A 15,378-nucleotide genomic window follows, 5' to 3' on the forward strand; every position below is an offset into this window, starting at 1 on the left:
CATTCGGGCCCGCGCGCGCGCGCCGCTGCGCCGCCATTGGCCGCATGGCGCCTGCCGCCCCGCCATTTCCGGGCGTGCGCAAGGGGTATTGCGGCAGGCGCGCGCCGCATGCGCTAGACTCGCCACTGTTAGTTATTTTTGTTATTTGCTTATTCAGCCTCCGAACGGACCCGCCATGGCCAGCAGCACACCCGAATTCATTCCCGAAACGACGCAGGACGATCCCGTCCAGTTCGCCACGCTCGACTTGCAGGGCCGCAGCCACCAGATCTCGCCCGTTTTCAATGCGCTCGAACTGCAGCGCTTGCAGCGCTACGGCACGCGGCGGCGCTTTGCCGACGGCGAAACGCTGTTCGAGGCGGGCAGCAGCAGCTTCGGCATGCTGGTGATACTGTCCGGGCGGGTCAGCATCACGCGCCACGAAGTGCTGGGGCAGGCATCCGTGCTGCGCGAAGTGGGCGTCGGCCACTTCATTGCCGAGGTGGCGCAATTGTCCGGCCGCCCTACCCTCGTCAATGGCAGCGCCGTGGGCGAGGTGGAATTGCTCGACATCAGTTCGGAATCCTTGCGCGCGCTGATCGTGGCCGAGGCGGAGATGGGTGAACGCATCGTGCGCGCCCTGATCCTGCGCCGCGTGGCGCTGATCGAATCGAATTCGGGCGGGCCCGTGCTGGTGGGCCCGCGCGGCAATGGTAATCTGTTCCATCTGCAAAGCTTTTTATCGAGCAATGGCCATCCGCACACGGTGCTCGACCCGGCCACCGATGCGGCGGCCGCCACGCTGGCCCAGCGCTACCAGCCCACGCCGCAGGATTGGCCGCTGGTGGTCTGTCCGGACGGCAAAATCATGAAGAATCCCGGCAATGCGGAACTGGGACGCTGCCTGGGCATGCTGCCCGATTTATCCGACGACAAACTCTTCGACGTGCTGGTGGTGGGCGCCGGTCCCGCCGGCCTGGCCACGGCCGTGTATGCGGCCTCGGAAGGGCTATCGGTGCTGGCGCTCGAGCAGCGCGCGTACGGCGGCCAGGCGGGCGCCAGCGCACGCATCGAAAATTATTTGGGCTTTCCCACCGGCATTTCTGGCCGCGCACTGGCAGGACGGGCCTACGTGCAGGCGCAAAAGTTCGGCGTCGAGATCGCCACCCCGGCCAGCGCCGCCAACTTGCTGTGCGACAGCTGGCCCCTGCGCGTCAAGCTGTGCGACGGCACGCAGGTGCGCGCCCGCACGGTGGTGCTGTCGTGCGGCGCGCGCTACCGCCGTCCCTCGCTGGCCAACCTGAAAACGTATGAGGGACGGGGCGTGTATTACTGGGCCTCGCCCATCGAAGCCAAGCTGTGCCGGCAGGAAGAAATCATCCTGGTGGGCGGCGGCAATTCGGCCGGCCAGGCCGCCGTGTTCCTCTCCGGCCACGCCGCCAAAGTTCACATGGTGATCCGCGGCGAGGGACTGGCGGCCAGCATGTCGAGCTATTTGATCGAGCGCATCGCCGCCACGCCCAATATCACCTTGCACACGCACACGGAAATCATCGCCCTCGAAGGCGACGACGACGGCTTGACGGAGGTGCGCTGGCGCAACAACCAGACGGGCAAGGAGTGCGATTGCGCCGTGCGCCGCGTATTCCTGTTTGTCGGCGCCGATCCGAACACGGACTGGCTGCACGACTGCGCCGTGGCCGTCGACGAGCAGGGTTTTATCCGCACGGGCTTCGACGTCACGCGCGCCGAATGCCGCGCCCATGGCCACGGCGCGCATTTAGCCTACCCGCCTCCGGACTTGCCGGAACGGGCCGCGCTGGAAACGAGCGTGCCGGGCGTGTTCGCCATCGGCGACGTGCGGGCCGGCTCGACCAAACGCGTGGCCGCCGCCGTGGGCGAAGGCGCGGCCGTCGTTTCCCAGATTCACGGTTTCCTTGCCCGCTTGCCTGTCAACAGCGCCTAGCGCAAGGGCATGGGATACGTGGCCACGCTGACATTGCCGTCGCGATCGATGGCCTGGACGCCAAAGAAATAGCTGTCTTTCGACAGCTTGACCTTGGCCTCGGTGACCTTGCCCACATCCTGCGCGCCTTGCCACTGGTCGGCCGTCGTGGCGCGCCAGACGATGCGGTAGCCGGCCAGGTCCGGCTCCGTATTCGGCTGCCACAACAGCATGGTGGCGTTTTCCAGCTGGGCCGTGCGCACCTGCACGCCGGCGGGCGCGGCCGGCGCCAGGGCCAGTGACGCGAGCGCCGCCGCATTCACGCGCGCCACTTTCGCCACGTAGTCATAGTCGACGAATTGCGGCAGGTCGCCGTACTGCACGCCATTTTCCACGCGCACATCCTGGTGCTGGTGAGCAAAATCCTCGTGCGGTTCCGTGAAACGCAGCGCCGCGTAGCCTTGTGCCAGAAACGGCATATGGTCGCCGCCGCGCAGATAACGGTCGGCGCGCTGGATGACGTTGACCTTGAAACCGGGCACGTAGCGCTCGCCCAACTGCTTCACATGGCGCGCCAGCTGGCGCGAGAGGGAATCGTTTTCGCCGCCCGTCGCCACCAGGGCGCGCACGCCGTCGCTCATCTCCTTGACGGCGGGAATGCCCTCGGCAAACAGGCGCACCTGGCCGCCATCGACGGTGCCGTCGTCGGCGCGCGAACTGCCGATGATGTCGTTATTGAGCATGCCGGCGATGTTGAGCTTGTTCAACTTTGCCTGCTGCGCCCAATGGCCGGAACCCAACAAACCCTGTTCCTCGGCCGCCACGGCCATGAAGACGAGCGTGGCGTCGAACTGGTAGCGCGCCATCGCGCAGGCCATCTCGATCACGGCCGCCGTGCCCGAGGCGTCATCGTTGGCGCCGGGCGCGTCGCCCTGCGCATCCATCACGTCGGTGGCGCGCGTATCATAATGGCCGCTGACGACATAGATGCGCCCGGCCGACTGCGGCTGGCTGCCCGGCAAGGTCGCCACCACGTTGACGATTTCCGTCGGCCGCGCAATGCGTTTCGACACGGGCGCCACATGGCTGTCGAACGCCACCTGCAGCCGTCCGCCCGCCTGCGCGCCGCAGCGCTCCAGCTCGGCCTTGATCCAGCGCCGGGCCGCGCCGATGCCGCGCGTGTCGGACACGGTATCGGACATGGTGTGGCGCGTCCCGAAACTGACCAGCTTGCGCACATGCGCCTCGATGCGCTGCGGCGAGATGTCGGCCACCAGCTGCCGTATCTGCTGCTGTGCCGGGTCGGCGCCCGGCGCCGCCGCCACACTCGCCGACAGCGTGGCTGCCGTCATTGCCGTCATTGCCGTCACAATCCCTGCCATGCCGCCGTCTCCCGATGATTGATTGAGCTGACCATTCTCGCATTTTTGACGGCAGGCAAGGATGTTCCAGGTCGAAAATCGTGCATTGTAGAAACTGCTACAATCGGCCACTCCCCCGTTCACGAAAGGCACGCATGCGCCAGACCGCCCTCCATCCCGCACGCCGCAGCATGCGCGCGGTCCGCTGACGGTGCGCCGCATGCTCGTCAAATTGCTGCTGCTGGCCACCTTGTTTGCCGTGCTCAGCATCGCTGCCCTGTACAGCTACGGGCGCTTCGCCGAACGCTCGCAGGGCGCGCCGGGAACGGCCTTGCCCGTGGCGACGGATGCCACCCTGCTCGACCGCGTGCTGGCGCCGCAGCTGGCGCAACGCCCGGGCCACAGCGGCACGGCCCTGATCGACGACAACCTGGAAGCGTTTGCCCTGCGCGCCCTGAGCGCGCGCGAAGCGGGCCGCAGCATCGACCTGCAATACTACATCTGGCATAACGACGTCACGGGACGCCTGCTGGTGCGCGAACTGCTGCGCGCGGCTGACCGCGGCGTACGCGTGCGCGTGCTGCTCGACGATATCAACGCACGGGGCCAGGACGCCGCCATCCTCGCGCTCGACAGCCATCCGCTGATCGACGTGCGCATCTTCAATCCAAGCCGCAACCGCGACGGCATCTGGTGGCGCGCCGTGGAAATGGCCTTGCGCGCCGTAAGCCTGAACCGGCGCATGCACAACAAGGCCTGGATCGTCGACGGCAGGGTGGCCCTCGTCGGCGGGCGCAATATCGGCGATGAATATTTTGATGCCGCCGAGCAAGTCAATTTCCAGGATGCCGACTTGCTGCTGGTGGGACCCGCCGTGCAGCAGACGAGCGACATCTTCGACCGCTTCTGGAACAGCCGCGCCGTCCTACCCATCGGCGCCTTGCACGCCGGCAAGGACGCGCGCGCGCCGGAACTGCAGGCTGTGCGTGCGCGCCTCGATACGCTCACGGGCGAAGTGGGCGCTTCCCCCTACCTCCAGCAGCTGACCGATGCGGGCCAGCTGCAGGCCCACCTCGATGGCCGGCTGCGCCTGCACTGGAGCGGGCAAGTGCAGGTGCTGTCGGACCCGCCGGAAAAAGCCGCGCCCGTGGCCAGTTTGCAGCGCAGCGAGCACTGGCTCATGCACAGCCTGCTGCCCCAGCTGACGGACGCGCGCGAGGAAGCGCTGCTGACCTCGCCCTACTTCGTGCCCGGCGCGGCGCTGAGCACGATGCTGGCCGACAAGGTCGCGGCCGGCGTCCAGGTCCAGGTGCTGACCAACTCGCTGGCCGCCACCGACGTGGCCCTCGTGCATGCGGGCTATGCGCGCTACCGCGAAGCGCTGTTGGGTGGCGGCGTCGCCCTGTTCGAATTGAAGACCCAGCACCGCAAGCGCATCAGCCTGATGGGGTCGAGCCGCGCCAGCCTGCATACCAAGGCCGTGGTGATCGACGGCCAGCGGGGCTTCGTCGGTTCCTTCAACCTCGATCCCCGCTCGGCCCAGCTGAATACGGAAATGGGCGTGCTGTTCGACGATGCCGCGCTGGCGGCCGACATGCGCGCGCTGTTCCTGCATTCGACGGCGAGCGACACCAGCTATCGATTGTTCCTCGACAACGGCGCCCTGCGCTGGTCCGACGCCACCGAACAGCCCGCCAAGGTGTGGACGCACGATCCGGAGTCCGGCTTCTGGCGCCGCCTGCTGGTGTCCGTGATGCGCTGGCTGCCGATCGAATCGCAGCTGTAGGTGTATAAAAAAAACCCCGCGCGGCCGGTACCGCGCGGGGTTTTCTTCTCGTGCTGCGCGGCACCACCACGCAACACGCTTTACGACAAAACGCTTATTTTTTCTCGGCTTCCGCTTTCTTCGCCTCGGCGGTAGCCAGTTTCGCTTCTTTCTTCGCGGCAGCGGCAGCAGCCTTCGCTTCTTTCTTGGCAGCGGCAGCTTCCTTCTTCGCTTCGGCAGCCGTTTTCACGGGAGCGGCATCGGCCGCTGCAGCGGCAGGCGCGGCGGCAGCTTCTTTCTTGGCGGCAGCGGCGGCAGCCTTGGCTTCTTTCTTCGCGGCAGCAGCTTCTTTTTTCGCTTCAGCGGCTGTCTTGGCTGGCGCCGCAGCGGTGTCGGTCGCAGCAGCTGGCTTCGGTGCGGCTTCTTTCGCTGCAACTTCCTTCACAGCAGCTTCCTTTTTTACCGGGGCAGCTTTCGCCGCCGGAGCGGGTGCCGCCGGCGCGCCGGACTTGGCCTGGCCATTCACTTGCAAGCCCGCTTCCGACAACTTCACGGAACTTTTCGGACCGATGCCCTTCACGCGGCTTTCAAAATCGGCCCAATCCTTGAAGGCGCCGCCCTTGGCACGCTCGTCGATGATGGCTTTCGACGTCACGGGGCCGATGCCCTTGACGCTGTCGAGTGCCGCCTGGTCCGCCTTGTTGACATCGACCTGGGCAAAGGCAAAGCCCATCGTCGCGATCAAGGTGGCGATGGCCAGCAGTATTTTTTTGAACATGGGTATCTCTCCGTGGTGTGGTTTCAAGATGACTCGAACGCAAGGGAAGAGCAGCGCCTTAACGGCTTTAACGGCTGGGACGTGATACGGTTGACAAGACGGGACGGCGGAAGGATGGGAAAACCTGCGCCAGATCAAACGCTCCGGCGCAGGTGGTACAGCATGGTTACTGGGAGAACAGCTCGTCGCGGGTGACAGTGGCCGTGCCCAGCTTGCCGACGACGATGCCGCCGGCCCGGTTGGCCGTGCGCACGGCGTCGCCCAGGCCCATGCCGGCGCCCAGCATGGCCGCCATGGTGGCGATCACCGTGTCGCCGGCGCCCGAGACGTCGAACACTTCGCGCGCATCGGTGGGCATGTGCAGCACCTCGTCGGCCGTGTACAAGCTCATGCCCTCTTCGGAACGGGTCAGCAGCAAGGCGTCCAGGCCCAGCTGCGCGCGCATCTGCTGCGCGCGTTCCGTGAGCTGCTCTTCCGTGCTCCAGTTGCCGATCACGCGGCGCAGTTCCGACTTGTTCGGAGTGAGCACTGACGCTCCCGTATAGCGGCTGAAATCATCGCCTTTCGGGTCGACCATGACGATCTTGCCGGCCGCCCGGGCCGCCTTGATCATCTCGGCCACGTTCACCAGGCTACCCTTGGCGTAGTCCGACAGGATCACCACGTCGTAGTGCGGCAAGAGGGCATTGAATTGCTTGAGCTTGTCGCGCAGCACGGTATCGCTCGGTGCATCCTCGAAGTCGATGCGCAGCATCTGCTGCTGGCGGCCGATCACGCGCAGCTTGATGATGGTGGAAATGGCCGCATCGCGCTGCAGATAGCTGTGGATGCCGCCGCCTTCGAGCAGGCGCTCGACCTGGCTGCCGGCCTCGTCGTCGCCCACCACGCCCAGCAAGCTCGTCTTCGCTCCCAGCGCGGCCGCATTGCGCGCCACATTGGCCGCGCCGCCCAGGCGCTCTTCGCGCTTCTCGATGCGCACGATGGGCACGGGCGCTTCCGGCGAAATACGGCTGACATCGCCGAACCAGTAGCGGTCCAGCATCACATCGCCCACCACCAGCAGGCGTACCTGGGCCAGCGCGGCCGGCGCCGTCAAGGCGACTACCTCCTGGGCGCTCATGCGCGCGTCAGGATCGAGCGACCGATCCCGTGGTATTCGATGCCGTTCTCGGCCATGACGGCCGGCTCGAACAGATTGCGTCCGTCAAAGATCACTGCCTGCTTCAGGCGCGCCTTGACCTGCTCGAAGTCGGGGCTGCGGAAGGCTTTCCACTCGGTCACGATGACCAGCGCATCGGCGTCCTGCAGCGCATCCTTCGGACTGTCGGCAAAACGCACCCTGGCCAATTGCTCCGGCGTCAAGTCCAGTTGCAGCACGCGGCGCGCCTCGGCCATGGCGACGGGGTCGTACACGGCCACCGTGGCGCCGCGTCCCAGCAGGTCGGCCAGCAGCACGCGGGCCGATGCTTCGCGCATGTCGTCCGTATTCGGCTTGAAGGCCAGGCCCCACACGGCGAAATGCCGGCCCGTCAGATCTTCGCCGAAGCGAGTGACCACTTTGCGTCCCAGCACCTGCTTCTGCTGGTCGTTGACGGCTTCGACGGCGCGCAGGATCAGCAATTCCTGGCCGTGGCCGCGTGCCGTGCGCTCGAGCGCCTGCACGTCTTTCGGGAAGCAGGAACCGCCATAGCCGCAGCCCGCATACAGGAAGCTGTGGCCGATGCGCGGGTCGGAACCGATGCCGTGGCGCACGGCTTCGATATCGACGCCCACCTTGTCGGCCAGGTTCGCCAGTTCATTCATGAACGAGATGCGTGTGGCCAGCATGGCGTTGGCCGCATATTTCGTGAATTCGGCCGAGCGTACATCCATCCAGTAAGTGCGTTCGTGGTTGCGGTTGAACGGCGCGTACAGGCTTTTCAGCAATTCGCGCGCGCGTTCGCCGTCCGGCGTGGCGTCGACGCCGATGACGATGCGATCGGGGCGCATGAAGTCTTCGACGGCCGCGCCTTCCTTGAGGAATTCGGGGTTCGATGCCACCGAGAACGTGGCGGCCACGCCGCGCGCGTCGAGTTCGCCCTGGATGGCGGCGCGCACTTTTTCGGCCGTGCCGACGGGCACGGTCGACTTGTCGACGATGACCTTGAAGTCCGTCATGTACTTGCCGATGCCGCGCGCGGCGGCCAGCACATATTGCAGGTCGGCCGAGCCGTCTTCATCGGGCGGCGTGCCGACGGCGATGAATTGCATCGCGCCGTGCGCGGCGGCCGCTTCGACGTCGGTGGAAAAGGTCATGCGTCCGGCGGCGCGGTTGCGCGCCACGACTTCTTCCAGGCCCGGTTCATGGATGGGGATGCCACCGCTGTTGAGCAAGGCTACCTTCTGTGCGTCCAGGTCGAGGCAAAAGACGTCGTTGCCCAGCTCAGCCAGGCAGGCGCCGGTCACGAGGCCAACATAGCCGGTGCCGATAATAGTGATTTTCATGGATGTACCGTATGGATAAAAAGCAGGTCTTACATAGAAGTACACGCCACATTGCTCAGGGCAAGGTGACGTGTACGAATCAGTTCATGACGTTAAGTTCTTCTGTGCGGCGCGGTGGATACGTTTCCCACTTGTTGCAGCCAGGGCAGTGCCAATAGAACTGGCGTGCCTTGAAGCCGCAGTGGCTGCACTGGTAGCGGGCCAGCTTCTGCGTGTAGCCGTGCACGAGGTTTTTCACCATCGACAGCTCGGACCAGATGGCGGCCGGGGCGTCCATCATGCGCGCTTCCAGCAGTTTGTCGAGGCCCAGCAGGGTCGGCGTGCGGCGCAGCTCGGCGCTGACCAGCTGCTTCGCCGCTTCCACGCCGTCGAGCTCGATAACGGCCTTGAAGACGACTTCGATCAGGTCGATCGACGATGCCTCTTCCAGGTAGGAACGCAGCAGGTTGACGCCTTCCTGTGCACGGCCCAGCTTGGTGTAGCCATCCATCAGGCGCTGCGCGACCAGGGCCACGTGCGGCACGCTTTGCTGTTCCACGCGGCGCCAGGTGGTCAGCGCGCCTTCCACGTCGCCGCGCGCCAGCAGCACGTCGCCCGTCAGGATGGTGGCGCGCACGCTCTTGCGGTCCGTCTGCAAGGCTTTTTCCAGCAGCGGCATGGCGTCGTCCGGCTTCATGTGCACGAGGGCGTCATGCGCCAGTTCGCAATAGAACTGGGCGATTTCCTTCTGGCGCGCGCCGGCGCCCGATTCCTGCAAGCCCACGGCCGCTTCGATGGCGCGTGGCCATTCCTTTTCGCGCTGGTAGATTTCCAGCAGCGCGCGGCGCGCCTGGGCCGCATATTGCGTGTCGACCAGGCTGTTGAAGGTTTCTTCGGCGCGGTCCAGCAGACCTGCTTTCAGGTAATCCATGCCCAGCTCGTAGGCGGCGTGGCCCTGCTGTTCCAGCGGCAAGTCCGGACGGGCCAGCAAGTTCTGGTGCACGCGGATGGCGCGCTCCGTTTCGCCGCGGCGGCGGAACAGGTTGCCCAGCGCAAAGTGCATATCGGCCGATTCCGGGTCCAGCTTGACGACTTCGATGAAGGCGTCGATGGCCTTGTCATGCTGCTCGTTGAGCAGGAAATTCAAGCCCTTGAAGTAATTGCGCGGCAGGCTGCGCGATTCCGACACCAGTTGATGAATGTCCACGCGCGCGGCGATCCAGCCCAGCGCGAAAAACATCGGGATACCCAAGAGCCACCAGAGTTCAAAATCCATGCGATTGTTTTTATTCGAGTAAGAGAGATAGGAGCGACGGCGCCGCTTACTGCGCGCTCACGCTGTCCGGTTGCGGCTGGACATTGCTGGCCACGCCAACGGTCTGCAGCGCAGCAATGGTGGTCTTTTGCTTGTTCGCTTCGCGGCGGTGACGGAACACGGTCGGCGTCAGCGCCAGTACGCCCAGGCTGGCGCCGGCGACAAAAAAGCCCAGTAGCATCAGGACCAGGGGGCCGCGAATTTCATAATTGAGGAAAACATGCAGGTCGACAACCTGCGCATTCTTCAGCGCAAAACTGAAGAACAGGACGAAAAGAACACAGCCAACGATGGTGGAGATGATTTTCATCGATAGGTCCAGAGTGAACAAAAAAATGCCCGTACCACATGGCACAAACGTAGAGTGCTGATCAAACCGTAGCGAGCGGCAGCGATTTGTGGCCGAGAAGCGCAACCGTACTGAAGTACGGTGAGCATCGCCGGCCGCAAAGCGCGACGCGCAGTAGGTTTGAGCAGTGCTCTACAGCATATTAACAAAAAAAAGCGGCATCCAAGGACGCCGCTCTTTATGTCGCCTTCCAGCAGACGATTAATCCTCGATGATCGGTTGCCCGACCATCGCGTCCACCCGCTCGCGCAACTGTTTGCCCGGTTTGAAGTGGGGTACCCGTTTTTCAGGAACCATCACCTTGTCGCCGGATTTCGGGTTGCGGCCGATGCGCGGGGGCCTGCTGTTCAGGGCAAAACTGCCAAAACCGCGGATCTCGATACGCTGACCGGTCGCCAGGGCGTTGGTCATCGCATCGAGAATGGTCTTGACGGCATACTCCGCATCCTTCGCCACCAGCTGAGAATAACGCTCAGCGAGGCGGTTGATCAGCTCGGACTTTGTCATCTGCCGTATCCGCAGTCTTAGTTCTTGTTATCGAACTTAGCTTTCAACAAGGCGCCCAGGCTGGTGGTGCCCGAAGCTGCGTTGTTGTCGGTAGCTGCCATCTTCTGCATGGCTTCCTGGGTTTCAACGTTGTCTTTCGCTTTGATCGACAGTTGGATACCACGGGCTTTGCGGTCGATGTTCAACACCATCGCTTCGACGGTGTCGCCGACTTTCAGGTGCGTACCAGCATCTTCAACGCGGTCGCGCGAGATTTCGGAAGCGCGCAGGTAGCCTTCAACTTCTTCGGACAGTTGGATCACGGCGCCTTTAGGCTCAACCGATTTAACGGTACCGGTGACCAGCGAACCTTTGTCGTTCATGGCTGCGAAGTTGTTGAATGGGTCACCTTCCAGTTGCTTGACGCCCAGGGAAACGCGCTCGCGCTCAACGTCGATGGCCAGAACGATGGCTTCCAGTTCGTCACCTTTCTTGAAGCGACGCACGGCTTCTTCGCCGGTTTCGGTCCAGGACAGGTCGGACAGGTGCACCAGACCGTCGATGTTGCCGGCCAGGCCGATGAACACGCCGAAGTCGGTGATCGATTTGATCGCGCCGCGGACTTTGTCACCTTTCTTATGGGTAACACCGAAGTCATCCCATGGATTGGCTTTGCACTGTTTCATGCCCAGCGAAATACGACGACGCTCTTCGTCGATTTCCAGAACCATTACTTCTACTTCGTCGCCCAGTTGGACAACTTTGTTAGGAGCAACGTTTTTGTTCGTCCAGTCCATTTCGGAAACGTGTACCAGACCTTCGATACCCTGTTCCACTTCAACGAACGCGCCGTAGTCGGTCAGGTTCGTTACTTTACCGAACAGACGGGTGCTTTGTGGGTAACGACGGGACAGACCGGTCCAAGGATCGTCGCCCAGTTGTTTCACACCCAGCGAAACACGGTTTTTCTCTTGATCGTATTTCAGGACCTTGGCGGTGATTTCCTGGCCAACCGTCAGTACTTCCGACGGGTGACGTACACGGCGCCATGCCAGGTCGGTGATGTGCAGCAGGCCATCGATACCGCCCAGATCCACGAACGCGCCGTAGTCGGTGATATTTTTGACGACGCCGGTCACGACCGTGCCTTCTTTCAGCGTTTCCATCAGTTTCTGACGCTCTTCGCCCATCGAAGCTTCGATGACGGCGCGGCGGGACAGAACCACGTTGTTACGCTTGCGATCGAGCTTGATCACTTTGAATTCGAGGGTTTTGCCTTCGAATGGGGTGGTGTCTTTGACAGGACGGGTATCAACCAGCGAGCCCGGCAGGAATGCGCGGATGCCGTTGGTCAACACGGTCAGACCGCCTTTGACTTTACCATTGACGGTACCGACGACGATTTCGCCCGATTCCATCGCTTTTTCCAGAGCCAGCCACGAAGCCAGACGCTTGGCTTTATCGCGCGACAGGATGGTATCGCCGAAACCGTTTTCCAGCGATTCGATCGCCACGGAAACGAAGTCACCAACTTTGACTTCCAGTTCGCCGTGGTCGTTCTTGAATTCTTCGACAGGGATGAATGCTTCGGATTTGAGGCCAGCGTTCACGATCACGAAATTGTGGTCGAGGCGCACGACTTCAGCGGAAATAACTTCGCCGGAGCGCATATCTTGACGCGACAACGATTCCTCGAAGAGCGCAGCAAAACTTTCCATACCGGTAGATTCGTTAGTTGTAACAGTAGACATAGGGTTCACACAGGTTATCCAGCAGAGATCGCACGATGCGACTTAAACTGGGTTAGGTTTTTGACACACCCGGACAGGCCAGGAGCCGTCAACGGGCACCACATAGCATAGAAATCACACTATTTTGCTGCAGCTGCATACCATTTCAACACGGTTTCAACGGCATCATCTGCCGTCATTGCCGACGTATCGAGGACATGCGCCCCTTCCGCGGGGACCAGCGGCGCAATCGCACGGTGAGTATCACGTTCGTCCCGCGCCTGCAAATCCATCAGAAGGTCTTCCATATTAGCAGAAAAACCCTTGTCTATCAATTGCTTGTAGCGCCGTTGCGCGCGCGCCTCGACGCTGGCCGTGAGGAAGACCTTCAATTGGGCATGCGGGAAGATCACCGTGCCCATGTCGCGCCCGTCGGCCACAAGGCCCGGCGTCTTGCGAAAACCCAGCTGCAAGCTGACCAGGGCATGGCGCACAGTTGGCAATACGGCAATTTTCGACGCCGTGTTGCCCACCTCTTCGGCACGGATCTGCTCGGTGACATTTTCCTGCGCCAGCAGGATCTCGCCATTGGCGAAGTGGCAAGGCAAGTGCTCGGCCAGCTTGGCCAGCGCGTGCTCGTCGCGCAAGTCCGTGCCGCGGCGCAGCGCGCTCAAGGCCGTCAGGCGGTACAGCGCGCCCGAGTCCAGGTAATGAAAGCCCAGCTTGTCGGCCACGCGGTGCGCCACCGTGCCCTTGCCTGAAGCGGTGGGGCCGTCGATGGCGATGACTGGGATGGTGGATGTTGGCATTATTTTGTCACTTTAAAAAAACTAAACCCAAAAGGGCTGGGGTCAGACCCCCGCTTGCGTCAACGCCTGAACTGGCGTTGCGGGTGGAGAGGGTCTGACCCCGGATTTCGGTTAAATAAGAGTATCTTTGGCAATCCCCGCGAAGGCGGCGAAATACTCGGGGAAGGTCTTGGCCACGCATTTCGGGTCGTTGATGCGCATCTCGTTGCCGCGGCGCGCGGCGCCGTCCAGCGAAGCGAGCGAGAAGCACATGGCCATGCGGTGGTCGTCATACGTGTCGATGGTCGCTGCCTGGATTTCGGCCGGCGGCGTCACGCGCAGGTAATCGGCGCCCTCTTCCACTTCGGCGCCGAGTTTGCGCAATTCCGTCGCCATGGCGGCCAGGCGGTCCGTTTCCTTCACCCGCCAGCTGGCGATATTGCGCAAGGTCGAGGTACCGTCCGCGTACAGGGCGGCCACGGCGATCGTCATGGCCGCGTCGGGAATATGGTTAAAGTCCATGTCGACGGCTTTCAGCACGCCGTTCGAACGCGCCTCGATCCAGTTCTCGCCCATGGTGATGGTCGCGCCCATCTGCTGCAAGGCTTCGACGAAACGCACGTCGCCCTGGATGCTGTCGCGCCCCACGCCTTCCACGCGCACGGGACCGCCGCCGATGGCGCCGGCCGCCAGGAAATACGAGGCCGACGAGGCATCGCCTTCCACGTGGATCGTGCCCGGGCTTTGATACTGCTGGCCCGGCTGCACGGTGAACGACTGCCAGCCGTCATGCTCGACGGTCACGCCGAAACGGCGCATCAGGTTCAGGGTGATCTCGATATACGGCTTCGAAATGAGCTCGCCCGTGACATCGATGGTCACGGCATGGTCGCGCGCCATCAGCGGCGCCACCATCAGCAGGGCCGTCAGGAACTGGCTCGACACGTTGCCGCGCACGGCGATGCGTTGCGCGTGGATGTGGCCGCGGCGGATGCGCAGCGGCGGGAAGCCCTGCTCGCCCGTGTACTCGATCTGCGTGCCGACGGCGTTCAGCGCGTCGACCAGGTCGCCGATCGGGCGCTCGTGCATGCGCGACACGCCGTGCAAGGTGTAGTCGCCGCCGATCACGGCCAGCGCCGCCGTCAGCGGGCGGATCGCCGTGCCGGCGTTCCCCATGAACAGGTCCGCCTCGTGGTGCGGGAACACGCCGCCGCAGCCTTCCACGTGGTGCACCTGGTGGGCGGTGGCCGGATCGCCCGTCAATTCATCCTGCGTCCATTTGACGCCCAGCGACGTCAGGGCAGTCAGCATGACGAAGGTGTCGTCGGAGGCGAGCAGGTCGATGATCTTCGTCGTGCCCTTGGCCAGCGCGGCCAGCAGCAGCACGCGGTTGGAAATGCTTTTCGAGCCGGGCAAGCGCACCGTGCCTTCGGCGTGCATCACCGGCTTCAGATCGATATGGTGGGGGTAGTGCTTGGTCTGGGTCATGCTGGAATCCTTGAGTATTTATCGTGTGGGCGCGGCCGGTACTTCCGCCGTTTCGATCGCCTCGATCCATTGCTGGCGCGCGTGCTGGGCGTTCGCATACACGCCCTCGATGGCGGCGCCGTCGTGCGTGGCCAGGTGGGCGCGCAAGGTCGTCAACTGCGCCAGGTAGGCGTCCAGTTCATGCAGCAGCGCCGGCTGGTTGGCCAGGCTGATGTCGCGCCACATTTCCGGCGATGAGCCGGCGATGCGCGTAAAGTCGCGAAAGCCGCTGGCCGCGTATTGGAACAGCAGGCCCGCGTGCGGTTTCTTGGCGATGTCGTCGACCAGCGCAAAGGCCAGCAAATGCGGCAGATGGCTGACGGCGGCAAACACCTTGTCATGTTCTTCGGGGCTCAAGGTGTGCAGGATGGCGCCGCAGGCGCGCCATGCGACCGCCACGCGTTCCACGTCGGCGGCGCTATTTTCCGCCAGCGGCGTGAGCACCACTTTCTTGCCTTGATACAGGTCGATGATGGCCGCATCGGGGCCATTCGTCTCGCGTCCCGCGATCGGGTGGCCGGGCACAAATTGCGCCACCTTGCCCCCCAAGGCCGCGCGCGCGGCCGCCACCACGTCGCTTTTCGTGCTGCCCGCGTCGGTGACGATGGTACCGGGCCGCAGGTGCGGCGCGATGGACGCCAGGATGGCGCCCGTCTGCGCCACGGGCGCGGCGACCAGCACCAGGTCGGCGCCAAGCAAGGCAGCAGCCATGTCGCCGCCGATCTCGTCGATGATGCCCAGCTCCAACGCGCGCGCCATCGAGGCCGGCGAGCGGCCCATGCCGACCACCGTGCCGACCGCGCCCGCATGTTTCAAGGCGCGCGCGAACGAACCGCCAATCAGGCCCACGCCAAAGATGACTACCTTGTTCAGTGCAGGCGTCATCATATCG

Annotated in this window: 13 protein-coding genes; 2 read left to right on the plus strand and 11 right to left on the minus strand. The window is 63.5% G+C overall.

Annotated elements, in window-relative coordinates; translation table 11 throughout:
• Positions 1–175 precede the first annotated feature (175 nt).
• Entirely contained in the window at positions 176–1,945 is a 1,770-nt protein-coding gene (locus AC1RBA_RS15450; protein WP_492418951.1) for an FAD-dependent oxidoreductase, read from the plus strand.
• Here AC1RBA_RS15450 and AC1RBA_RS15455 read toward each other — a convergent pair.
• Positions 1,942–3,306 (minus strand): M20/M25/M40 family metallo-hydrolase, encoded by a 1,365-nt coding sequence (locus AC1RBA_RS15455; protein ID WP_492418953.1) that lies wholly within the window; start codon positions 3,304–3,306, stop codon positions 1,942–1,944. The two genes, AC1RBA_RS15450 and AC1RBA_RS15455, sit on opposite strands and share 4 nt — an antisense overlap.
• Positions 3,307–3,505: 199 nt before the next feature.
• Between AC1RBA_RS15455 and AC1RBA_RS15460 the strand changes: the two genes are divergently transcribed.
• Positions 3,506–5,071: a phospholipase D family protein gene (locus tag AC1RBA_RS15460; protein ID WP_492418954.1), complete on the plus strand. Its 1,566-nt coding sequence runs from the start codon at positions 3,506–3,508 to the stop codon at positions 5,069–5,071.
• A 94-nt stretch (positions 5,072–5,165) separates the two neighbouring features.
• Here the strand turns inward: AC1RBA_RS15460 and AC1RBA_RS15465 are convergent, their stop codons facing one another.
• From AC1RBA_RS15465 to AC1RBA_RS15510, 10 genes are all read right to left on the minus strand, one after another.
• Positions 5,166–5,828, minus strand: coding sequence for a ComEA family DNA-binding protein (locus tag AC1RBA_RS15465; RefSeq protein ID WP_492418956.1), 663 nt, complete (start codon positions 5,826–5,828; stop codon positions 5,166–5,168).
• A gap of 166 nt (positions 5,829–5,994) precedes the next feature.
• Entirely contained in the window at positions 5,995–6,948 is a 954-nt protein-coding gene (rfaE1, locus tag AC1RBA_RS15470; RefSeq protein WP_070219403.1) for a D-glycero-beta-D-manno-heptose-7-phosphate kinase, read from the minus strand.
• Complete coding sequence (locus tag AC1RBA_RS15475) at positions 6,945–8,312, minus strand: UDP-glucose dehydrogenase family protein (RefSeq protein WP_409027002.1); 1,368 nt, start codon at positions 8,310–8,312, stop codon at positions 6,945–6,947. Before AC1RBA_RS15475 ends, rfaE1 begins: the two co-directional genes overlap by 4 nt.
• A 79-nt stretch (positions 8,313–8,391) precedes the next feature.
• Complete coding sequence (gene lapB / locus AC1RBA_RS15480; protein ID WP_070219401.1) at positions 8,392–9,567, minus strand: lipopolysaccharide assembly protein LapB; 1,176 nt, start codon at positions 9,565–9,567, stop codon at positions 8,392–8,394.
• Positions 9,568–9,613: 46 nt separating this feature from the next.
• A complete protein-coding gene (locus AC1RBA_RS15485) occupies positions 9,614–9,916 on the minus strand; it encodes a LapA family protein (RefSeq protein ID WP_029496228.1) in 303 nt (100 codons plus the stop codon).
• Between the two features lie 240 nt (positions 9,917–10,156).
• Positions 10,157–10,462 (minus strand): integration host factor subunit beta, encoded by a 306-nt coding sequence (locus AC1RBA_RS15490; RefSeq protein WP_008446215.1) that lies wholly within the window; start codon positions 10,460–10,462, stop codon positions 10,157–10,159.
• 17 nt (positions 10,463–10,479) lie between these two features.
• Positions 10,480–12,192 (minus strand): 30S ribosomal protein S1, encoded by a 1,713-nt coding sequence (rpsA, locus tag AC1RBA_RS15495; RefSeq protein WP_071650172.1) that lies wholly within the window; start codon positions 12,190–12,192, stop codon positions 10,480–10,482.
• A 119-nt stretch (positions 12,193–12,311) separates the two neighbouring features.
• The gene (gene cmk, locus AC1RBA_RS15500) at positions 12,312–12,980 is read right to left on the minus strand and encodes a (d)CMP kinase (RefSeq protein ID WP_070219400.1); all 669 of its coding nucleotides are present in this window, start codon (positions 12,978–12,980) and stop codon (positions 12,312–12,314) included.
• Between the two features lie 111 nt (positions 12,981–13,091).
• A complete protein-coding gene (aroA, locus tag AC1RBA_RS15505; protein ID WP_034751802.1) occupies positions 13,092–14,447 on the minus strand; it encodes a 3-phosphoshikimate 1-carboxyvinyltransferase in 1,356 nt (451 codons plus the stop codon).
• An 18-nt stretch (positions 14,448–14,465) separates the two neighbouring features.
• A complete protein-coding gene (locus AC1RBA_RS15510) occupies positions 14,466–15,374 on the minus strand; it encodes a prephenate dehydrogenase (RefSeq protein WP_492418959.1) in 909 nt (302 codons plus the stop codon).
• Positions 15,375–15,378 lie beyond the last annotated feature (4 nt).

This window comes from Janthinobacterium sp. GW823-FHT03B06 (assembly GCF_058796955.1).